The following is a 21,679-nucleotide window of genomic DNA, read 5'->3' as shown; positions in this document are numbered from 1 at the left end:
TCACGTTTCTAAAGTATTTCAAGCTATTAGAATTAATAATATTATTAATTCTATAATATAAGTCGTCACACCTGAATAATAATAATTATCTTTAATGATAATGTTTGATAAAGTTATTAATATTAATTACTCTCATCATTAAGTCGAGTAATATTGTTAATATATTAATGTTTCTCTTTCATAGAGTTAATAGCACAGACATAATCATAGTATGACTGATTGAACCTTAAAGCTTAGCTTTTACAGCTCGCTAGAATAGCTTTCTGTTTTTCTTTCATATGATAGTTCTAGATAAAATTTTTTAACATATTTGCTATTCTATTTAATAGACTGGAAGTTATTATGAATTTGTTGCTATATGATTTTTAAAATGGCAAGCTACAGACTTTAATTTGCATAAATGATATTTTCTGATCAGGTTTATCTTTTTTCTGTGCTCGTGAATTTTAAATTTAACGCACTCAAAAATAAGATTGTTCCTAACAAAATCATGGGTGCTGAAAGTAACTGTCCCATGGTTAACCCGAGCCATAGGTAGCCAAGTTGATAATCTGGTTCACGGAGAAACTCGACCATAAAACGTACTATTCCGTACCATATAACCGCAATGCTAGTCAATGTACCACGATATAATCTTATTCTAGTCAAGAAAAACAGTAGATTCATAACTATGAAAAGCAATAATCCTTCAAAAAATGCCTCATAAAGTTGGCTTGGGTGACGTGGTAAATTATCGCTTTCTGAGAATACTATACCCCAAGGTATAGTTGTAATTCTACCAAATAACTCTCCATTTATAAGATTGCCTATTCGGCCTAAAAATAAACCTACAGGAACTCCGCAAGAAATTAGATCTAGTGTGTAAAACACAGGAATATTATATTTTTTACATAGAATTGCCACCGCAAGAAAAACTCCTATGGCACCGCCGTGAAACGACATACCTCCTTTCCAGGTTTTCAATATCTCAATAGGGTTGTTTACATAATAACCTAAATCATATATCAATACATAGCCAAGCCTGCCTCCGAGTATGACACCTATAATAGTAACTGTTAATAACGAATCATGAAAGTTTTTAGTAAATATCTTTTGGTTATCTAGCTTATATGAATACCAGTGTGCAAACGCTATACCGAAAATATATGCTAGAGAGTACCAGTATATAGAGATAGAACCAATCCTAAAAATTACTGGGCTTAAAGACATATTTTGCTACAAGTTATTTTAAATAGTCCACTTTTCTCGCGATTCCATTCCCTCTGTTTTATGGTTGCTCTCTTATCATAAAGTTTTTTTCCTTTCACGATAGCAATTTTAGTTTTTGCTAATCCTTTGTCATTAAAATAAATTGAAAGTGGTACAACAGTTATTCCAGCAGTCTTAATTTGGCTAATTAATTTATTTATCTCTTTTTTATGCAGAAGTAGTTTACGTTCTCTTTTTGGCTTATGATTTTTTCGGTTTGCGGCTTTATATTCTGCAATATGCATATTATATAGCCATATTTCACCGTTTCTTTCGATGACGTAAGCGTCAGAGACATTTACTTTTCTTTCCCTTAGTGATTTGACTTCACTACTTAACAAAACTATTCCTGCTTCAAATTCTTCTAAAAGAAAGTACTCAAACCTTATTTTTCTATTTTCTATAATAACTTCCATGTAAAAGATATTTCTTCGAGCTTTAATATATACCACAGGATTTTAGCTTAACTCATAATAGGAAACAACTGCTAATAAGCGGGAGGCTAGTTATGCTGATCAAGAAAAAAACTGCTGCTAAATGAAAATTATTAATTGTTGCTTTATAGATATAATTGTTACTTTTCTTTCTGATTACGTTCAGGTTTCTCTTGGTTAGTCATGTCTTTTCCAATCTCTTTGATTTTTAGTATAAACGACTCTGGTACATACATATCAACTATGTTTTCTATTGTTATAAATAAAGTCTGATAAGAATGTGATCTTATTATCCAGTTAGGTAATATTTCTTCTATTTTAGACTCTTCCTCTTTTTTATCATATATTATATAGCAGTATAAGTGCACGACGGAAAGTAGTATGTGAGAAAGTAATATCCCTTTAAGGGTTCCAATACAGATTCCAGTGACTCTGTCGATTAACCCTAGCCTTATAGGTAGTAATATGTACATTAGCCAGTTATTTATTATTATAAATATGAAGTTAAGTATAATAAATACAGAAATTGTAGAAAGTATGTTTTGCATGACTTTGGAATCAAAATATTTACTGTAATTTATGGTAAAAAAATCATAATAATTAACTGTTAGAAAGATCGATAAAAACAGAAACATTAATGCGCATAATTCTTTTATAAAGCCCCTAGTGATTGAGATTATTATACATAAAACGATGATAAAGATGATTAGATAATCAAAAAGCATACTATACGCTTATGGTTTTCAAGTATAATAAGTGTAGATGTAGATAACAAGATTGTAAAATTAATTGTTTTTATGCTGCATAAGCTGGTCTAAATGCCTAGCAGTTATGTTAACTTCTAAATTTAAACTATCATTTACTTTATTATACTGGAAAGTTATATTTTACTATGTATAGAGAGTAATATTTACAGTAAATTCCTGATTGATAATTGGATTTACTGTGATGGGGGAACCAGCCCATCTAGGGTAACAGATCCATTTTTTGCAACTGATTTTATTAATTCTTCTGGGCATGATAACTTAATTTCATAAGAATCTAAGTTTTGACTAATTGCTAAAATTTATACTATCTTGTCTACATGACCTTGAACTAAGTAGCATCAATTCTATTACTTAATCTTATTGCTTGCTCTAAGTTTATTTTTCCCTCTTTCCACATATTTAAGTTAAAAACTTTCATAATTTCTTAAGATGCTTGGACTGTGAATATATCATTGATTATGTCAATAGCAGTTAAATGTATACTGGAACAGGCTATTGAATCTCCCTTATATGGAAAGTAAGTTTTGTGCCTTCATGTAGAAGATTTGATCAGAGTCGGAGTAAAATGTGGTGTCAATTGTAATTCAATATCTGTAATGACTCCTTTAAACGTACAGCAAAACAGAAATCCATTTTATTATATAAAGTCCTTTAAAACAACTGTTTCTATTCTTCTGAATAGGAAAAGGAAGCTTGTTTTGACTTATTTATTCAGTAAATTCTACTAAATATTTAAATATATAAGGTCGGCTAAGTTTAAAGCACATAATGTGATTGTTATTAGTAACCTTATGTTCAGTGTTGACCTAATACTTTATTTCTGATAGCGCTAATCCTTTTTAAGATTGGTGCATTTTCCAAGAGGTAAATGCCTAGGCAGAATATCGGTATACGGTATAAAGAACGCTATCAAAAATAGACAAAAGTGAGTCTTTTAGGAAAAACAGTTTTGAACAGTGATTTTAAAGGTAATATTGGCCAGCAGAGCTTTTTGTTCGGTTTAGCAATTTGTGGCTTTATTCATGTATATTTTCCATTTTCATGTAAGGTATTTTTAGGCTATGGAAAAGGTTGTTGTGTATGAATACCTAAAACTAATTTAAATAATCACTCTTTTTCTCTATGTACTTACTTTTGTGAATATTCTTCTAGAGTAGAAAACTTGCCAGTTGGTTGTAGCATTTTATAATACTTTTAATATTTCATATGATTGTTTGTTTGCAAAATAAATGGTGTTAAACACTAGGTTAAAAGTATTGTGAAATGTTTCTGTGTCTTAGTCTTTAGTATTTACCGACTACTTTAATAATATCTTATCTAATTTTTTTCTTGTGCTCAGTTAGATTATTTGTCATAGCTAATAACCTAGTATTAGTTTGAGTTTGTCTTATGGTAGGTCATCTTTCTTCTTCTATCTTCTACTTTTTAGCTTTTTTATTGGCCTTGGCATACTCTGTATATGGCATGATTGCTTGATTGTTCTCTGTGCATTTTTATGCATTGCTGAAGCAGTTACTGGTGTATAGTAACTTGCTTTTTGTTACTTGCTTGCATTTTAGCTGAAGGAATCTTTGATTTACGTAACTTATTTCTGCCCTTTGCTTTCAGTTTTTTTACGTGTTCTGGCTCCTAATTTAGGAATAGAATCTGGTGCAAATTACTAAAGTTAATTTTAATATTTGTTTGTAGCGTGATTAGTATTTACTATAGAGAGATTTTAGGTAGAGTGTTACTGATGAGTTCTTCGGTAATTTTTATTAGGTCATAATATAATTTGCTACTTTCTTTTAGTACTTTTATGTTAATTAAAGAGATTTTTTTCTCGGAGGAGATAGATTTAAAGAAGTTAATTAAATGTTTTGCTTGGAGTAATAGTATCTTAATGCTTTGATCTACTGTTGTCGTATTATTCGCTTAGGTAAAAACTCTTATATAATTATTTGTAAACCTTACTCAAGTAAGCAATACTATAGATCTTTTACTTTATATTAGAGAATGCTTTACTTATGTCTTTATATCTCTCCCTTGGAGAGTTTAGCAATCCTCTGCTTTATATTCTCTCTTAGTTTCAATGTTACTATTATATATAGTCAATATAATATGTTTTAATGTAGAGTTAGGTAAAAAAAAGTTTAGTTAATCAATAGATTAGTAATTGGAATAGGATAGTTTTTTGAATTGTTGATGTTGTATAAGTTTTTGTTATAATGAATGTTTAAGCTAGCGTTTCTGGGATGAATAAAGAACTGCTAAATGAGATGTCTTTGCTTGAAAATAGAGCTGTATCCGAAATTGAAAGTGCTTCTTCTTTGCAAAGTTTGGAAAAAGTTAGGCTATTATATTTAGGGAGAAAGGGTGTAATTAAAGCATATTTTAATGGCTTAAGAAAGATGAAAAATACGGAAAAGAAGTATAATTTGGGTAAGGCCATTAATGCCTTACGCAATAAGCTAGATCAACTTATAATAAATAAGGGAAATATACTAAGAGCTGAGAGAATTAACTTTAAACTGCAGAGTGAAGCAGTTGATATTACATTACCTGTTAGACCAGAGAGAGTTGGTAAGATCCACCCGCTCAGTAAGGTTATAAACGAAGCAAAACTCATTTTTGCACATATGGGCTTTAAAGCAGTAGACAGTCCAGAAATTGAGGATGAGTTTTATGTATTTGATGCGCTAAATACTCCAAGTTATCATCCTGCACGTGAGGGGCAAGATACCTTCTACTTAAAGAACAAAATAGATAACAAAAAAAGGATATTGCTGCGTACTCATACTTCATCTGCGCAGGTTAGAACCATGGAAAAGGTAAAAACTTTCCCAATTAAAGTAGTGGCCGCAGGTAGGGTATACAGAAATGATTTTGATGCAACTCACACTCCTATGTTCCATCAGATAGAGGGGCTATATGTAAATGAAAATGTCAATATGGGCCAGCTAAAATTTACTATTCACTACTTCCTTAATAGGTTCTTTGGAGATAGAGGGCTAAAGGTACGTTTCCGTGGTAGTTTTTTTCCTTTTACTGAGCCTTCTATAGAAGTGGATATAAGTTATAAAGATAATAAATGGATTGAGGTGCTTGGATGTGGTATGGTACACCCAAATGTCTTTCGAAGTGTTGGGATAGACTATACTAAATATAATGGTTTTGCATTTGGTGTTGGCATAGAAAGGCTTGCGATGCTAAAATATCAAATTGGTGACCTAAGGAGCTTTTATAACAATAAAATTAGCTGGATCAACCATTATGGTTTTCATTTTTTATCTTTAAAATAAGTGAAAAACAAAGCTTATACATTTGTTATACTCGCTGCCGGGCATGGCAAGCGTATGAATTCAAACTTGCCTAAAGTTCTACATAAGATAGGTAATTTCCCTATGCTTAAGCATGTTACTTATAACGCAAAACAGTTAGATCCCGGGAATATAGCTATTGTGGTTGATCTTCCTTTGATTGAAAAATTAGAGTGTTTTGAAGGTGTACAGTTAATTACACAAGAATCAATGCTCGGCACAGGAGATGCAGTTAGGACTGCGATGAGAAGTCTGAGGGAGTTACCAGGTTCAAATATAGTTATTGTACAGTATGGAGATACTCCGTTTATAAGAAGCAGCACGATAACTAGAATGATTGGTTGCTTAGAAGGTAAGGCTCTGGTTTGTCTTGGTTTTAGAACTAGTAGTAAAGGGTATGGTAGGTTAATTATTGAGAATGATTTCTTGAGAGAAATTGTAGAAGCGCGAAATGGAGAAAGTAGTGGTGAAGAATTTCTTGCGAATGCTGGAATAATGGTTGCATATATGAAAGATTTACGTAACTTGGTGGAAAAGATAGAATGTAATAAATTGACTCATGAGTATTACTTGACTGATATAGTTTCCATTGCGATAAAGAGTAATTTAAACGTCGGTTATATTACTGTTAAAGAGGAGGAGGCAGCTGGTATAAATGACAGGAATGAACTCGCAAAAGCTGAGTTTTTCTTTCAAGAAAGTCAGAGAAAATTCTTTACTAGTTCGGGAGTAACTCTTGTTGCTCCGGAGACTGTTTTTTTTTCTTTTGATACTCAAATTGGTATAGATTCAATTATTTACCCATATGTTTTTTTTGGTCCTGGAGTAAAAGTAGGTTCTGGTGTTAAAATTGGTCCATTTACTAAGTGTGAATGTACAACAGTTGGTGATAATGCAATTGTGGGAAATTTTGTTGAAGCAAAAGCAAGTGATATAGGTGTAAACGCTAGAGTAAAGCACTTAAGTTATATAGGAAATACTAAAGTAGGGACAGGAAGTAATATAGGTGCTGGTACTGTTGTTTGTAACTATGATGGGAGGAAAAAACATAAGACAAATATTGGAAGCAATTGCTTTGTTGGTTCAAATAGTTCGTTGATTGCGCCGCTTAGTATTCATGATGAGTCTATAATTGCAGCAGGTAGCATTATAGTTAAAGATGTGCCAAGGAGAAGGCTTGTGATGACAAAAAGGAGACAAGTGATTAAGAAAATAAAGTAATTTATTACTTTCCTTTAAAGGGGTTACATATTTTGTAATCCCTTTAAAGGAAAATGTTATTTGTACGCTGCCACTGACTCTTGACCTTTTATTGATTTTTTAGTGTTACTGATATCTATGTTAAATTTCGTATCTGGGTTTAGTTTACATAAATTAGTCAATTTCTTAGTTGACACGCTCTGAAATGAGTTCCTTTGTTTCTCCTTTTCATTCTTCATTCCCTGATAGATACAGAAGCCAATAAAGCTAATTGCCGCTAAAGCAACAACGCTGGCTGCAATGCAACAAGTTAGCGTTATTTTTTCTTGATTTGCTACTGTCTCTGTGAGTGTTTCTACTTTTTCTTGCAGACTGTTTAAATGATCTTGCATAAGTTGAAGCTGTTCATTGTCAATTTTTTCAAATGTATTGAATACCTTTTCAAGCTGCTTAGCATTAAGCTTTTGAGCTTTTTCTAGTGCTTCTATTTTCAATTCATTAGAACCGAATAATAAGTCATGAAGCCAATTTGTTGACATTTTAACCCTCTAGCTAATTAATATGTTATAATTTTATATTTTAAATGGTTTAATTATTATTAAACTAGCTGTTTATAAAGTATAAGGATTTTGCACTAAGGAATATTATTATGGTGCTAACTCTTTGATCATCGGTTGTCTATCACTGATTGAAAGGTACTTATCTCTATTTTTAGTAAGTCAACATGTGTGAGTGAAACATGCCTATTAATTCAGGTTGAGAGTAAATTTGATGATATTCTACTCAAAAAGATATGGTTTATCAGGCTTGTGATAGAGTACTACACACCAATTTATGCCTTTATCAGATTTAGCGTAAACTAATGCTTTAATTTTCTCTTTGCTAGCTTTTCTTTAGATCTTGCTTTTATTTTATCTTGATTGGGTATATTTTATTTATGCTCACTGTAGTTTTTTAAAGTGTAGGTGAATCTGTACAATAATTATGTCTTGCCACTTTTATTCGTTAAATTCTGTTATGTATTATTTTGTGCTGTTTCTTATACCTTCCGCTTATCGTTCCTATCATAAAGTTTTTTCTTTCTGTTTTCTTTGATATTTATCATTACTAATGCTCTCAAGAGCATTAAAATTCCTTTGCTTGCATAGCATGTGGTAAGTGGCAATAGTATTGAGAGATATCAACTTTTCAATTGAGGAAATGTTCTTTCCTGAATTCTTTGCTGTATATTAATGTTTATATCTTTTCCAATTTTATTTCTTGCTTTTAATCAATCTCTTTTCAATAAAGATCGTATTTATGGCAGCTTATCTTATAATATACATGTATTTTACCTACTTTTTTGAATTTATTCTTAAGTTCCTCTATTGACCTGATTTAAGTTCAGGTCCCATTTGTGACCAAAGAGATATCTCTTTCTTTGTTAGTTGCTGGTTTATGATTAATTGATATATCTTATATGGTTAAGTTTAATTTTTTTACTATTAGATAATGCTTTCTTAATGTCTCGTGAAGTTTGTATGCAATAATTGACACTATGCTAGGTATAATTTATACTTTTTTAATAAGTATGTAATAGTATAATACCTTATAGTAGAGTACGTGCACTTTATAAGTCTTTTGCATATATTGTAAGTAATAAAGTTTGAAATAAATATTTTTGTGTTATACTACTGCTAAATTATGTTAAAAAAAATTGGATGAATAGAGGTAACTAGTGATACAACAGGAAATAGTAACAATTAATGCAGAGTTACGTAATATAACAAAAACAAAAGCGATGCGTTCTCTGAGAGAAAAGGGGTATATACCTGCAGTTGTATATGGTAAAGGACATGATAATATAAATTTGATACTGTCAATAAAGGAATTCATGAAAAAGTATAGATTTGGTTCTCTTTCTGCACACGTAGTAGAGTTAAACATTTCAGGTAAAAAAGAGTATGCTCTTGTTCGCGATACTCAGTGGCATGTGGTAAAGGATACTGTACAACATGTTGATTTCCAATTTATTGATAAAGATGGTGAAGTCAAGATAGATATACCTTTATTATTTGTGAATGAAAGTAGATCTCCAGGGGTTAAATTAGGTGGGGTGCTTAATGTTTTATGCCGCTCTATTACCGTTAAAAGCTCTCTAGGTAAGATACCTAAAGCTATAGAAGTTGATTTATCTGACAAAATGATCGGCCAGTCTATACGTATAAGTGATATAAAATTGCCAGAAGGTGTTAAACTTGCAACACATGAAGAAGGAAATTTTGCTGTTGTTACAATTTCTACTGTTGATGGTGATGTTGAAGAATCTAGGGCAGAAACAGGAGAATAGTGTATTTAGTAGTTGGACTTGGTAACCCAGGTAGCCAATATAAGCTAACCTATCATAATATTGGTTTTCTTATTATTGATGCAGTTTGCAAATATTGGAGCTTCCAGCCATTTTCTAAGAAAGCTAATTATTTGGTAACTTCTGGTATAATTGATAAAAATGAAGTTATATTGCTAAAACCCTATTCGTTTATGAATAACTCAGGTATTCCTGTTGCAAGAGTACGAGACTGTTATAAGTTTTTATTAGATAATGTTATTGTTATACATGATGATGCTGACTTGGAATTTGGGAGAGTAAAGATAAAGAAAGGTGGCAGCTCTGCTGGACATAATGGACTTAAATCTATAGATAGTCTTATTGGTAACGATTATTGGCGCCTGAGGTTTGGAATAGGTAGACCTGATGATCAAGGAAGTCTGGCAGATTATGTATTATCTAAATTTCTCAACCTTGATAAGGTTACCTTTTTAGTAGAGAAAATAGCGAAAAATATACACTTAGTCCTTCAAGGAGATAATGCATCTTTTATTAGCTTAATTATTTTATAGTACTGTTAAGTTGTCTATATGATTTGAGAGTTAACTAAGAAATTAGATCAGTTCTTGGAATGGTCTCTAAAAATGTATAAAAAAAGTATTTGGTGTGCTTTTATTTTTATGGAGTAAAAAAACTTGATAGGGGCGAGTGACCAGAATCGAACTGGCGACATTCAGTACCACAAACTGACACTCTACCAACTGAGCTACACCCGCCAAATTTCCAGCATACAAGTGTAAAATTATGAAACCCATAACACATCGGCAAAAAAAAGTCAATTAGTTATTTAAGTAGGCTCTTTTGCTTTGAACTGTGATATGGTTCTCATTAAATATAAATACTAAATTTATCACAAATTTAGTATTTATATTTATTGATAGTGTGACACTCAACTTTGTGCCTTATGTTTTTCTTAAAGATAACACACCGATAATTGATGGTTCTAGCAGCTCATTTAAGCTGAAATTGAATGGTGTAGCTTACTTTTGAAGTATTATTATTATGCTAGTGTTGTTTCTAGTGCTGTTGATATTACCTTAATATAGCGCACACAGTAAGTTAAGGGTTTTGTATATAGTCTTCTAATTTTGTGTTAATGTTATTATATATCATATTTATGCTATGAGCTTTTGTTTCTGCAGCTTTCTAATATTTTCTCGCATTTTCCTACTCAAGGTAAAACAGTAAGTATTTTTTAAGAATGCTTTTAGTATTGATATGTAGCTCTCTATATCATACCTTTTGCTCTTACTCAGTTTCTACTAATGCTTATTTCTATTAGTGTTTTTACTTGTATTTTTGACATACTTGAACTTTTACTAAAACTTAATTAATGGACTTCTATATCTTTATCCATTGTTTAGTTGCTTTAGAGGCTGATCAAAAATCAAGATCAGGCCTATATTAACTAAGCTTTCAAGTTTTATATTTAATATATGGGTATAGATTATTAATAATAGTAATATAAACCTGCTTATCATGTTTATTATTTCTATAATACTATTTCTCCATTTTCCATTGCCACTTATCTTATCGATCAAGCTATTACAGTTAATTATATTGACACTGAATATAATCTGGAGTAGTGCTAAATAGCACGATGTTAAAAAATATTATCACATTTAGCTTTTTTACAGCTATTTCAAGAGTCTCTGGGTTAGTAAGGGATGTATTAGTTGCTCAAATTATTGGTGCGACTTCTTTTGCAGATATATTTTTTTCTTCGTTTCGTTTTGCTAATCTATTTCGAGCATTTTTTGCAGAGGGGGCGTTTACTACCTCTTTTATACCGTTATATTCAACAGAATCACGTGATAATAAAAAGGCATTCAATTTTGCAAGTAGTGTAATATCTCTTACGTTTATCATTTTAGTAATTTTTTGCCTTACTATGCAAACCCTTTTTCCTTATATAGTTCAAATATTTACTCCTGGCTTTGATCAAAGCAAGCTTACCCTTACTGTAACTCTGTCAAGAATTATGATTCCTTACATAATTTTTATTTCAATTGCGTCACTTATTGGGGGAATGTTGCAGGTAAAACAACATTTTGTTTCAATAGCTATTGCGCCGATTATCTTGAATCTCTGCCTGATTATCAGTTTATTTGTGCCTTATATAAAAACACCGGTTCACAACCTTTCTATAGCTGTTTTGGTTGGGGGAATTTTGCAGCTACTGTTAATGGTATTTAGCGCATATAAATCAAAAGTTACCTTTTTTTTTAGTATAAAGTTAAGTAATGAAGTAAAGTTGTTTTTCAAACGTGTGATACCAGCAATTGTCAATAACTGTGTAACTCAAATAAGCCTATGGTTTGACACAATTATGGCAAGTTTTATACCAAATGCAATATCCTATATATATTATGCTGATAGAATAAATCAGCTACCGCGAGGAGTAATTGGCATTACAATCGGTGTAGTACTTCTTCCTTTAATCTCAAAACAAGTAAGTGATACTAAAAATATGATCAGAATACAGAATAGTGCCCTTAATGCCGGGTTAATGCTGATTATGCCAGTAACTGCTGCTTTTATTATTGTTCCTCATATAATTTTACTTACGCTTTTTTCCTACAGTAAGTTTAATCACTATGCAATGCAGCAGATTGCCTCTACGTTAACAGCATTTTCTTTTTCTTTACCTGCGTTTATTATAAATAAAGTATTACTAATCACCTTTTTTGTTAAGGGTGATTTTAAAATACCAACTATATTTTCACTAATATGCCTCGGGATTAATGTAGTACTTAACCTTCTATTAATAGGTAAGTACCAACATGTAGGGATTGCTATTGCTACTTCTATTTCCACTTGGGTGAATTCTATTTTGCTAATTTATTATTTAATAATAAACAAAATGTATAAGATTAGCCAAGTGCTATTATTAAATATTGTAAAAATCATCGTTGCAACTTTAATCATGTCGATAGCTCTTTACATTTCTAGCTCCTTACTGGCAGGATTATCTTTTGATAAAGCATTTGTTTGTATTATTCATTTAGCAGCTTTAGTGGCTTTAGGTGTTGTTATTTATTTTGGTACTCTAATGTTTATGGATGATTTTAAATATATGAAATTATGAGACTTTTCATATACATAATATTGTCAATCTCTTTAGTGTTAACCATTCTACACATTGTTACAATTTTCAAAGATTGGGACAGCTATAAGGAGCTTATTGTACAAAAATTGGAAAATAATTATAATGCTAAAATATATATTGGAGGAAAAATTGAAGTTTCACTGATTACTCCAAAGCTCACTATTGATAATGTATATGTGCAGTGTCTCGATGATGAGAAGCAAAAATTATCAGATTTAATTAGTATAAATAGGATTGAAGTAAGACCATCTTTTCTATCGTTTTTTTTGTTTTCGTTACAACCAAAGTCGATTACTTTATTTGGTATGAAAGGTAGTAAAAAAAATTTTACTGGTATTATAAATGGAAGAGCCAGTAAGATTGATGTAGATGTAGTAATAAAAGATAGCAAGATAAATTTAAACAATAATTTTGCTGATTATAGAAGTATTGTTGGTATAAAAGAGGTTGCTATTAAGAAGGACGGACACTTTTTTGGTAAAGTAAAAGTAGATGATAATAGTTATAATTTTTTAGGAAAAGTTAATATCACGAAAAAGAATGTATATATTAATGCCAAATCAAATTTTGGAAATGTACTATTTGAGGGCAATAGAAACCAAGAATGGCTTCATGGTAAATTAATGCTGTCAATTGATAATAGTTCTAGCTTTGTAGATGATTTAGCAAAAGTTGTTGGTCTTAGCTTTTTTACTTATGTTGTTCCTAGTGAAAATGTTGAGATGTCATCTAATATTAGCTTTAATAGAAGTGAGTTCATAGCAACTGACTTAAAGATTGATTCTAAAAGCATACAAGCTAGTGGTGCAGTACGAAATGATAAAAGAAATAATCACACTAATGTTGATATCAATTTCAGTAAAGTTGACTTAGGTTTTGTGCAAGATGGCTCACGAAAAACAGTGGGTATTAAGGATCTTCTAGAGTGTTTTAGGAAAGTTATACCAAAAAACTTGAATCTAGATTTTAATATAGAAGCTTTAAGCATTCAATACCAAAATAGAATATTGGACAAGTTTCATGCTATGCTAAAATTTGCTGATGGTAAAATAAAAGTTGATATGCTTCTTCAGCTTCCAGGGGTTAACAATGTATCTTGTTTATCAGGGGAAGTTTCAAATAATCTTATCCTGTCTGAATTTGATGGTGATTTATTAGTAAAAGGAGATGATTTTGAGTCGTTCATTTCATGTTTTTTTCCTTCTATAAAAATGAGAGAAAACAAGAGAAATCAATTTACGATAAGCTCAAGGTTACATTTTGCACCTAGAATATTCTCTATTTCAGATATTAAATTACTAAATGATGAAGAATTTTGGCGAGGATCAGTTAAGGTGAACTACACAAAAAAGCATAATGCAATTAGTGGTAGATTTAGTGTGTACAATTTCGATGTAAATAAATACGATTATTTGTTACTAAGCGATTTATCAAGAATGCAATGGTTAAAAAACCTGAGGTATGATGTAAATATGAAAATCAATGTTAATAATTTTATGTTTAATGGTATAAAAGTTGAAGATTTAGGTTTTTTGCTGAATATAGAAAAGGGCAGACTTGTTGCAGGTAAAATAAAGTTGTTTGGAGAAGATTTTAATGTTACTGGTAGTGTAAAAATACTAGCAGATCAAAAATATACTAAACCTTTGTTGAATGTAAGCTTAACTGGTGATAGATTTAATGGCGATATTTTAAAGTTACCAAATTTAATAGAAGTAAAAAAAGGTTTGAGAAATAAGATAGATCAGGTTCAGTGGTCAACAGAACAATTTAATTTCTTGGATGGTAAAGAAGGTTTTGATGCAAATGTGCAGATCAATGTTATAAATCTTAAGGCTGGAGAGGGTATTTTAAAGGACTTTAATTTGGATGCAGTAGTGATAAATAATACTATTACTATTAAAAAAGTAAATTATGTACTAGAACATGGACAAGTTTCTTTTCAGGGTTACTTAAGGTTAGATTCAATGTATATAAAATTTTTTATTGTGGATTTAGATACTAAAAGGGTTGGTCAAGTTATTGGAATTGATAATTTAAGTGGTAAGATAAACTTGAACGGTGAAATTAAAGCTCAAGGAAAAAGCTTTTATAATTGGGCTAACACTTTGTCAGGGGAGGTAAATCTGCAAGCACAGGGAATAGAATTTGCTAATGTAGACTTTAATTCTTTCATCACTGATTTATTCAGCAGTAAAAATAAATCTGGGATTTCCACACTTACTCATATTAGTATATATAATGGTAGTACGGTTTTTAAGAATATCAGTGGGAAAGCAAATATTAAAAACGGTATATGTTCAACTAGTCTACAGTTTGAAATCGATCAAGCATCAGGGTCTGTCTCTTCTAATTTGACTTTATCTAGCTTTGCTTTAATTTCTTTATCTAGGTTCTTCTTTATCCCACCAGGTCATAGTAATCCAATCTATGTTGATGTACATTTAGATGGTCCTATTTGGCATCCTAGAATGAGTTTCGATGAAGATTTAATATTTAATACTATAATTGGTAAAGGAGGTAGTTAGCTAATTAGCCATTAAAATTAGATATGTACTTGATATTCAGTTATCACTAGGTTAGTATGAGAGAATTGATATTTAAAAATAGAAGGAGGATTTTTTGAATGTAAAAGGCGCAAGGGAGGTTAAAGCAGGAAATATAAAAAAATGTAGTGAAATATGAAATGATCACTGCCTCTTGGCATTTTATTTCTGGTCTTAGTAAGAAGTCTACGTTATATACTATTTTATATATGCCGTATGGTACTGAATGAGCCTTGTATGAAGTACCTTATATAATAAAAATTGGGTGAACTTGTCTTTATCTCCCGGAAAAGTGAGCAAATTTACGCTGAATCTGGTTTATTTATAGGAAGTTTATCTATTAAACTGAAAAGTTTTTTATAAATTATCCAGCAGTAAACTTGAACTAAAAAAGCATGCTACCGCTGCTTGAGCAGTTGATGTTCTAAATGTTATGTTTACTAGTTTAATAAAATTAAAGAGTCTTGATGGTTTAGTAATATGAAATATTTAATAAGCTGCTGTTTTTAGATTTGGTCAGGCTTGATTTTAAAAAGTCATGATTTTTAATAGCTTGTCTAAAATCTAATCTTAGTTAGTATTATATAGTGAGGTTATATATTATTGATTTATACTTGTATAGTTTTACTTCTCTAGTTAGATGTAAAAGGAATTATTTCAGAATTATTAATTAATTAGAAAGATCCTTTATCTTGTATCTTTTTTGTTTAGAAGTCCCTTTTTTTTTCTTTTTACTATATGTTTTAGTAGCATTTTGTAAGCGTCTGGTAGATGTTTTATTACCTTATTGGTATCGTACTGACAGGTAACTAATAAGAATCTTTTTTTACATGGAAAATTTAGTTTTCAATTTTATTTTCTTCGTATCTTAAATAGGCATTATCGCCAAGTTCTAGTAATTAGTAGTTGATATAGATTAATCTCATCAAGGAATTAAATAGTATAACCACGCAAAAAACTTAGCGTCCAAATATTGTTGTTATATACCTTCTTTATTTTCAAGTTGCAGCAATGCTAATCTTGTTTTTGCTCTCTTTTTTACTGACTGGTTTCTTATATACACTTACAATATTAAGTCTGTATAGCTATACTATAGCTGCTATTAATCAGAAAAAAAAGAGATATACTATATTTACTATTAATTATAGTAGAGATTAAATATTCCTTAAAAGAACCCTCTGAGTTTTCTAGCGCGGCTTGGATGTTTTAATTTGCGCAGAGCTTTTGCCTCTATTTGCCTAATTCTTTCACGTGTTACATTAAATATTCTTCCTACTTCTTCTAATGTATGTTCCTTCCCATCTTTACCAAGACCAAAGCGCATTCTTAGAATTCTTTCTTCCTTTGGTGTTAAAGTTGCAAGAACATTAGTTGTAATACCTCGTAAGTCAGCAAGTATTGCGGCATCTTCTGGTTTTGAGACTCGCTTGTCTTCTATACAATCACCGAAAGTACTACTGTCATCTTTTCCTGTTGGAGCTTCAAGACTTACCGGATCTCTTGCTATTTTCATGACTTTACGTATCCTTTCCAGGGGCATCCCAAGTTCTGTACTCAGTTCCTCTAATGTAGGTTCTCTTTCCATTTCATGAGTTAGCTTTCTTAGTGCCTTATTGATTTTGCTAATAATTTCTACCATATGAACTGGTATTCTGACTACTTTAGATTGCTCAGGTATTGCTCTAGTGATTGATTGCCTTACCCACCAGGTTCCATAAGTTGAAAATTTATATCCGCGTTTATAATCAAATTTATCTACAGCCTTCATAAGACCGATATTGCCTTCTTGTATTAAATCAAGCAAGGCAAGACCTCTGTTTGAATATTTTTTAGCGATGGAAACTACTAGCCTTAAATTAGCTTTGATCATCTCTTGTTTTGCTTCAGAGACTTCTCGTTCATGTTTTTGTATCCTTTTGATTAATTCCTTAAATTCTTGCACATTATCTTCTTGTACGTACTGCTTTATATCATTTAAAACGTTATTTACATGCTCAAAATTGTCATCTATGAACCTTGTGAATTTGTTTTTTAGTTCGTCTTTGAGAGGAGATAGATTTTTATCAATTTTCAAAAGATTTATATTTTTTAACCCATACTTTAATAATATGTCATCATAAACCTTATAGAAACTTTCTCTATCGATTCCGTATTTTTTAGCCTCAGAAATAAGGTTGGCTTCCGCGAGCATGATAGATCTATTTATATTATAAAGTTTTTGTGTGATTTTAGTAGCAGCGGCATCACTTAACTTGATTTGCAGTGCTGTAGACCATATTTGATTATATAAATCTTTGTATGCTAATTCACTGGAAGAATTTTTCTTTAGTACTAGTGCTTTATTTGCTAAAGCAATTATTTCATCTAGTGCAACTATGACCTTGGGTAATAAATCGTTTTCCATTTCAAGGACAGAAACATTTAAGTTCGTTGAATTTATATCTTCGTTGCTACTTTCTTGTTCATCATCGTCTTTTTTGTTGTCCGTTTCATCATCTTCATAGTGTTTATTATCTTCAGTGTCTTCAGAACTCTTAATATCTTCAATACTATCTTTGACATCTTCTTTAGGCATTGCGTTAAAATCGGAGTTATAAATCGCATCTAGATCTATAATTTCTCTTAGTGAGAGAGATCCGCTGCTTAAATCATCACGCCATGCCTTTATTATTCTTAATGTTACTGGTGTTTCAATTATTGCACGTAGCATATTGTGCTTTTCAGATTCAATTTTCTTTGCTATTGTAATTTCATCTGTTCTTGATAAGAGTTTTACAGAGCTCATGTCTTGTAGGTAAACTCTTACCGGGTCGTCATTTTGTATTAAAGTTGTAGCAGTGCTTGATAATGTATCATCCTCATCGAGTTTGTTGTCATCATTATTGGAAGAAGCTTCTTCTTCTTCACTACTTTCAAGTATGTTAATTCCTGAGTCTTGCAATAGGGATACAGTGTCATCTATAAAATCGGACGAAAAATTCTCGTCTGACAATTTTTCATTTATATCATCAAAAGTGATAAAACCACCCTTTCTTATACTTTTTGTTACGAGATCTCTAATGATTTTTTTCTTATCTTCTTCGTTGTTAATAGCTGACATCATTACCTTTGTAATTTAAACTTTATTACTTGCTAGTAAGTAGACCTACAGTAAATAAAAGCTATGATTTAGCTTCTGGCTACTTGTTACTTAATATAGTTTAAGATACTGTTAATTCATCATATATATTTGTCTTGGTTAATTGTTCCATATTTTTCTTCTATTTTCACTGCTATAGATAGCCCAACTGAAAATGTTGCAATTCCAACTACTATGGCAGTAAGCATTAGAACTTGCGGTATAGGATTACTATATAAATAAAAATTTGGCACTAGTATAGGGGGTAAAGAGCTTTTTATATATCCTAAAGATATATAAAATAGTAAAACTGATGCTTGAAAAATATTTACTCCTATCATTTTCTTAATTAAATTTTTGTCATTTATAATAATGTACAAACCTAGTATCATTAATATAATAATGGTTGTGTAATTATATAAAGTCATTGTTTTTTTTACGAGCGAAGCTTATGTATATAGTAAGCATGGAAGAACAGACAGTGAATGCTACACCTAGTTCTGCCAAAAAAATACCTAATTTTTGACCAGCAACTTTATTAGTTAACAATATGTTATAAGATAAAAAATTTTGGCCAAGTAAAATTGGTACAATACCTGTTCCCCCATAAATTAAAATTCCTAGTATATTAGTAGATTTAATCACAGAATAAGGTATCGCCTTTAAAGCTGTAGATATACCAAATACCATTGAATACAGTATTATTCCAGAAGCGGTAATTATTCCTGCTTGAAACCCTCCACCTGGAGTGTAGTCACCGTGAAATTGTATATATAAAGCAAACAGGACAATAAAGGGTACTGTTAAAAATGTTACTGTATTTAATACTGGATCTTTAATCATTTTTATTCTTTTCCTTCTTTTAGTGTCAACATTATACAAAGTGCTGCAGTAAAAACTACTATAGTTTCTCCAAATGTATCATAACCACGGAAGCTTGCTAGAATAGCCGTTACTATGTTAGGAATATCAGTAATTTTTTCAGTATTTTCTATATAGTAAGGAGCAACATGCAGATGAATTGGAGCATCATAACTGCCAAAATCTGGTAATTGAGCCATAAAGTATGATAAATATGCAGATAAAAATAACATAAAAAAAAGCGTTGTAGGACTGTGAGATAGATTTATTTTATGATTCTTTATCAGAGAAAGTGCAGCAAACATAAAAACTGTACTAAGTCCCGCACCGACTGAAGCTTCAGTCATTGCTACATCAGGTGCGTTCATGATTAAGTATATAAGTGCAGTAAGTGAGCTAAATGCACACATTAGGACACCGCTTACAACTAAATGTTTTGAAAGGACTATAAAAACTGTGACCATAAGTAATAGCAAAGGTAGTGTTATATTTAGTATTTCAAACATATTAATCTTCTTTAATAGTCTTTTTCTTACTTTTATAGTAAGTACGTGCTAGAATATAACTATTAGTTGAATTAGCCACCCATATTATAAGAATCAGTAATATAATTTTAATGGTGTTAGTTGAAAGTTCATTTTGCAGAGCAAAACCAATTAACAATGACATTGCACCGCTAGAATCTGTAATGCTTGCTGCGTGTAATCTAGTATAAAAATTAGGAAATCTAATCACTCCTATAGTTGATGTAATTATTAAACATATGCCTAGAAATGTGAAAATGGATCCTATCATGGATTATTGAAGCAACATTAATTTCATTAATGCTATAGTTGATATAAAGCTAATACTAGCATATACTAGCGCTATATCAAGCAAAAAGAAACTGTTTAAAATAATTGATGTTGCTGATATGAGTAGAATTACTTGTGTTGAAAAACTATTAAACGCTAGCACCTTATTATAAACATCATTTGAGTTGGATACTATATAGTATAACATTGCAATAATGCAAAACAGTAGTACATAAATAGTAACGTGAATCATTTATAAATTATACAACTTCAGTACTACTCTACTTGATTTGTTTTCTGTCATCTTTGTCATCTTGATTATCCATTTCACTTTTTACTTTGTTGTCTTGAATATTAGTACTCTCTTGACCTGCACTGGAGCTTATGTTAAATCTATCATTGAAAGAACTTAGTAGCCTTTCTAGATTATTTGTGTTACTTATATTTCCTTTCATGTATCCTTTACACCTACTTACCAAAAGACTAAACAGCTCATAAACATCAACTTGCCTTTCTGCTATTTCATATAAGGAAATAATAGTATTTTTATGGCCCTTGAACTCAGCTGTTTGAATTGAACTTCTTGCTCCTGTATTTAAATCATGTGTCCTCTGACTTGCTAACAGAGCTAACTTAAAGCGGTTATTTACCTGCCCTATACATTTTTCGATAATGGATTCAGCCATAAAACACTACCTGAATAAGGTTTACACTATACTATGGAAAACAAAATGTCAACTATGTATCTCTGTTAAGATCTAGCTTCATGTTCAGGTCTTACTGCTTGGTTTTCTGTTATCGTAATTGTTATTTCATGTTCGAATTTTTTGAGGAAGCTTAACAAGCGCTCTAGAGAAAAACCATCTGTTTTGCCATTTTTAATTTGTGATATCTTTGGTTGGTCAACACCTAGCTTTTCGGCTGCATGAGCTTGAGTCCAAGCATTTCTTTCTATGACTTTGCTAATTATGTTAAGCAACTTCTTTTTTACTTCTACATTGCATGAATTATTATTTAACGATATTATTTCCATATACACTCACCTATTAATAGCTCTGTAAAACATTACAACATAAATTTAATATCTCAAAGTATTAATATCATATAACTTGTGCTGAATAATTATATGATATTAATACTCAGGACTTTGAGTTTATTATCTATTGATATTTTTATCAAATTTATCTTAATCTTAAATCGTTATTTAATCTAAAAAGGTCATTCATAGCAAGAACAAGTAATAACTATAAAACTTAGAGTGAATTTTTTTATCTTGTGTGAGAAAAGAGAAATTTATGTTCTATATCTTATAAAATATAGGTACTTACTTATAATTTTTATTTTAACGAAGATATTATATACTATTGCTCGTAATATAGTTCAAATATTTGTTGTTTTTAACTTAGGTATTGTTTAGTTAGTAGATGAATTATATTTAATATGGCAGAAATGGGGAAGGATGTTGCTGTAATTATGGGAAGCCAGTCAGACTATAGCACTATGGTTTATACTGTTGACATGTTAGAGGCATTAGAAATTTCACATGATATATTTATAATATCTGCGCATAGGACACCAGAAAGACTCTTTAATTTTGCTAAATCTGCGCAAGAAAAGGGTTATAAAATTATTATAGCTGGTGCAGGGGGAGCAGCTCATTTACCTGGTATGGTGGCGTCGCTTACTTATTTGCCTGTTGTTGGTGTTCCTATGTATAGTAAAGAGTTGAGTGGGTTGGATAGTCTATTATCTATAGTGCAGATGCCAAAGGGTGTTCCGGTTGCAACAATGTCTGTAGGAGAAAATGGGGCATACAATGCTGCTATTGCTGCTGCATCTATATTATCAATTTCTAACAGTGAAATTGCAGGTAGGTTGAAAAAATGGAGAAAAAAACAAACCGATTCAGTAAAAGAAAAACCAGTGCTATGACAG

General features: G+C 30.9%; 19 protein-coding genes and 1 tRNA gene. 7 read left to right on the top strand and 13 right to left on the bottom strand.

Annotation, left to right across the window (positions count from 1 at the left end; genetic code table 11):
* Positions 1 to 420 precede the first annotated feature (420 nt).
* The 3 genes from lgt to GOY12_RS02915 all read right to left on the bottom strand — a co-directional run bounded on the left by lgt (position 421) and on the right by GOY12_RS02915 (position 2,407).
* On the bottom strand, positions 421 to 1,209 hold the full coding sequence (gene lgt, locus GOY12_RS02925) for a prolipoprotein diacylglyceryl transferase (RefSeq protein ID WP_175818560.1): 789 nt from the start codon (positions 1,207 to 1,209) through the stop codon (positions 421 to 423).
* Complete coding sequence (smpB, locus tag GOY12_RS02920; protein WP_175818559.1) at positions 1,200 to 1,664, bottom strand: SsrA-binding protein SmpB; 465 nt, start codon at positions 1,662 to 1,664, stop codon at positions 1,200 to 1,202. Before smpB ends, lgt begins: the two co-directional genes overlap by 10 nt.
* A gap of 158 nt (positions 1,665 to 1,822) precedes the next feature.
* On the bottom strand, positions 1,823 to 2,407 hold the full coding sequence (locus tag GOY12_RS02915) for a CvpA family protein (RefSeq protein ID WP_175818558.1): 585 nt from the start codon (positions 2,405 to 2,407) through the stop codon (positions 1,823 to 1,825).
* A gap of 2,276 nt (positions 2,408 to 4,683) precedes the next feature.
* Here GOY12_RS02915 and pheS point away from each other — a divergent pair.
* Together pheS and GOY12_RS02905 are read left to right on the top strand one after the other, a co-directional pair.
* On the top strand, positions 4,684 to 5,730 hold the full coding sequence (gene pheS, locus GOY12_RS02910) for a phenylalanine--tRNA ligase subunit alpha (RefSeq protein ID WP_175818557.1): 1,047 nt from the start codon (positions 4,684 to 4,686) through the stop codon (positions 5,728 to 5,730).
* Positions 5,731 to 6,969 carry an NTP transferase domain-containing protein gene (locus GOY12_RS02905; protein ID WP_175818556.1) on the top strand — a complete coding sequence of 413 codons (1,239 nt, stop codon included), beginning with the start codon at positions 5,731 to 5,733 and terminating at the stop codon, positions 6,967 to 6,969.
* 56 nt (positions 6,970 to 7,025) lie between these two features.
* On the opposite strand, the gene GOY12_RS02900 is transcribed toward GOY12_RS02905, so the two are convergent.
* Positions 7,026 to 7,487, bottom strand: a complete 462-nt coding sequence (locus GOY12_RS02900) for a hypothetical protein (protein WP_175818555.1) — start codon at positions 7,485 to 7,487, stop codon at positions 7,026 to 7,028.
* Between the two features lie 1,178 nt (positions 7,488 to 8,665).
* Here GOY12_RS02900 and GOY12_RS02895 point away from each other — a divergent pair.
* On the top strand, positions 8,666 to 9,277 hold the full coding sequence (locus tag GOY12_RS02895; RefSeq protein WP_175818554.1) for a 50S ribosomal protein L25/general stress protein Ctc: 612 nt from the start codon (positions 8,666 to 8,668) through the stop codon (positions 9,275 to 9,277).
* On the top strand, positions 9,277 to 9,828 hold the full coding sequence (gene pth / locus GOY12_RS02890) for an aminoacyl-tRNA hydrolase (RefSeq protein ID WP_175818553.1): 552 nt from the start codon (positions 9,277 to 9,279) through the stop codon (positions 9,826 to 9,828). Before GOY12_RS02895 ends, pth begins: the two co-directional genes overlap by 1 nt.
* A gap of 131 nt (positions 9,829 to 9,959) precedes the next feature.
* Here the strand turns inward: pth and GOY12_RS02885 are convergent.
* Positions 9,960 to 10,032: transfer RNA gene (locus tag GOY12_RS02885), tRNA-His, on the bottom strand.
* 884 nt (positions 10,033 to 10,916) lie between these two features.
* Here GOY12_RS02885 and murJ point away from each other — a divergent pair.
* Entirely contained in the window at positions 10,917 to 12,404 is a 1,488-nt protein-coding gene (gene murJ, locus GOY12_RS02880) for a murein biosynthesis integral membrane protein MurJ (RefSeq protein WP_175818552.1), read from the top strand.
* Positions 12,401 to 14,953, top strand: coding sequence for an AsmA family protein (locus tag GOY12_RS02875; protein ID WP_175818551.1), 2,553 nt, complete (start codon positions 12,401 to 12,403; stop codon positions 14,951 to 14,953). The genes murJ and GOY12_RS02875 overlap by 4 nt, the downstream gene beginning before the upstream one ends.
* Before the next feature lie 1,183 nt (positions 14,954 to 16,136).
* Here the strand turns inward: GOY12_RS02875 and rpoD are convergent.
* From rpoD to GOY12_RS02835, 8 genes are all read right to left on the bottom strand, one after another.
* Positions 16,137 to 18,071, bottom strand: coding sequence for an RNA polymerase sigma factor RpoD (gene rpoD / locus GOY12_RS02870; protein ID WP_175818716.1), 1,935 nt, complete (start codon positions 18,069 to 18,071; stop codon positions 16,137 to 16,139).
* Positions 18,072 to 18,190: 119 nt separating this feature from the next.
* On the bottom strand, positions 18,191 to 18,517 hold the full coding sequence (locus tag GOY12_RS02865; RefSeq protein WP_175818550.1) for a cation:proton antiporter subunit C: 327 nt from the start codon (positions 18,515 to 18,517) through the stop codon (positions 18,191 to 18,193).
* Complete coding sequence (locus tag GOY12_RS02860; protein WP_175818549.1) at positions 18,504 to 18,932, bottom strand: Na(+)/H(+) antiporter subunit B; 429 nt, start codon at positions 18,930 to 18,932, stop codon at positions 18,504 to 18,506. The genes GOY12_RS02865 and GOY12_RS02860 overlap by 14 nt, the downstream gene beginning before the upstream one ends.
* A gap of 2 nt (positions 18,933 to 18,934) precedes the next feature.
* Positions 18,935 to 19,456, bottom strand: a complete 522-nt coding sequence (locus GOY12_RS02855) for a DUF4040 domain-containing protein (RefSeq protein ID WP_175818548.1) — start codon at positions 19,454 to 19,456, stop codon at positions 18,935 to 18,937.
* Position 19,457: 1 nt separating this feature from the next.
* On the bottom strand, positions 19,458 to 19,745 hold the full coding sequence (gene mnhG / locus GOY12_RS02850) for a monovalent cation/H(+) antiporter subunit G (protein ID WP_175818547.1): 288 nt from the start codon (positions 19,743 to 19,745) through the stop codon (positions 19,458 to 19,460).
* 3 nt (positions 19,746 to 19,748) lie between these two features.
* Positions 19,749 to 19,952: a monovalent cation/H+ antiporter complex subunit F gene (locus tag GOY12_RS02845; protein WP_246214367.1), complete on the bottom strand. Its 204-nt coding sequence runs from the start codon at positions 19,950 to 19,952 to the stop codon at positions 19,749 to 19,751.
* Between the two features lie 73 nt (positions 19,953 to 20,025).
* Complete coding sequence (gene rpoZ, locus GOY12_RS02840) at positions 20,026 to 20,430, bottom strand: DNA-directed RNA polymerase subunit omega (RefSeq protein WP_175818545.1); 405 nt, start codon at positions 20,428 to 20,430, stop codon at positions 20,026 to 20,028.
* 65 nt (positions 20,431 to 20,495) lie between these two features.
* Positions 20,496 to 20,777 (bottom strand): helix-turn-helix domain-containing protein, encoded by a 282-nt coding sequence (locus GOY12_RS02835; RefSeq protein WP_175818544.1) that lies wholly within the window; start codon positions 20,775 to 20,777, stop codon positions 20,496 to 20,498.
* A 407-nt stretch (positions 20,778 to 21,184) separates the two neighbouring features.
* Here GOY12_RS02835 and purE point away from each other — a divergent pair, with 407 nt between their 5' ends.
* On the top strand, positions 21,185 to 21,676 hold the full coding sequence (gene purE / locus GOY12_RS02830) for a 5-(carboxyamino)imidazole ribonucleotide mutase (RefSeq protein WP_175818543.1): 492 nt from the start codon (positions 21,185 to 21,187) through the stop codon (positions 21,674 to 21,676).
* Positions 21,677 to 21,679 lie beyond the last annotated feature (3 nt).

Origin of the sequence: Wolbachia endosymbiont of Dirofilaria (Dirofilaria) immitis (assembly GCF_013365455.1) — a bacterium.
In the GTDB taxonomy this organism is placed as follows: Bacteria; Pseudomonadota; Alphaproteobacteria; order Rickettsiales; family Anaplasmataceae; genus Wolbachia.
The sequence above is the reverse complement of the archived record's forward strand: the minus strand, read 5'-3'. Positions and strand labels throughout refer to the sequence as shown.

Bases quoted from the DNA above. Each gene is read 5' to 3' on its own strand.
- lgt (WP_175818560.1), bottom strand. From the start codon at position 1,209: ATGTCTTTAAGCCCAGTAATTTTTAGGATTGGTTCTATCTCTATATAC.
- GOY12_RS02855 (WP_175818548.1), bottom strand. From the start codon at position 19,456: ATGTTTGAAATACTAAATATAACACTACCTTTGCTATTACTTATGGTC.
- GOY12_RS02860 (WP_175818549.1), bottom strand. From the start codon at position 18,932: ATGATTAAAGATCCAGTATTAAATACAGTAACATTTTTAACAGTACCC.
- GOY12_RS02915 (WP_175818558.1), bottom strand. From the start codon at position 2,407: ATGCTTTTTGATTATCTAATCATCTTTATCATCGTTTTATGTATAATA.
- GOY12_RS02835 (WP_175818544.1), bottom strand. From the start codon at position 20,777: ATGGAAATAATATCGTTAAATAATAATTCATGCAATGTAGAAGTAAAA.
- rpoD (WP_175818716.1), bottom strand. From the start codon at position 18,071: ATGTCAGCTATTAACAACGAAGAAGATAAGAAAAAAATCATTAGAGAT.
- GOY12_RS02845 (WP_246214367.1), bottom strand. From the start codon at position 19,952: ATGTTATACTATATAGTATCCAACTCAAATGATGTTTATAATAAGGTG.
- rpoZ (WP_175818545.1), bottom strand. From the start codon at position 20,430: ATGGCTGAATCCATTATCGAAAAATGTATAGGGCAGGTAAATAACCGC.
- GOY12_RS02865 (WP_175818550.1), bottom strand. From the start codon at position 18,517: ATGACTTTATATAATTACACAACCATTATTATATTAATGATACTAGGT.
- GOY12_RS02875 (WP_175818551.1), top strand. From the start codon at position 12,401: ATGAGACTTTTCATATACATAATATTGTCAATCTCTTTAGTGTTAACC.
- mnhG (WP_175818547.1), bottom strand. From the start codon at position 19,745: ATGATAGGATCCATTTTCACATTTCTAGGCATATGTTTAATAATTACA.
- murJ (WP_175818552.1), top strand. From the start codon at position 10,917: ATGTTAAAAAATATTATCACATTTAGCTTTTTTACAGCTATTTCAAGA.
- purE (WP_175818543.1), top strand. From the start codon at position 21,185: ATGGCAGAAATGGGGAAGGATGTTGCTGTAATTATGGGAAGCCAGTCA.
- smpB (WP_175818559.1), bottom strand. From the start codon at position 1,664: ATGGAAGTTATTATAGAAAATAGAAAAATAAGGTTTGAGTACTTTCTT.
- pheS (WP_175818557.1), top strand. From the start codon at position 4,684: ATGAATAAAGAACTGCTAAATGAGATGTCTTTGCTTGAAAATAGAGCT.
- GOY12_RS02900 (WP_175818555.1), bottom strand. From the start codon at position 7,487: ATGTCAACAAATTGGCTTCATGACTTATTATTCGGTTCTAATGAATTG.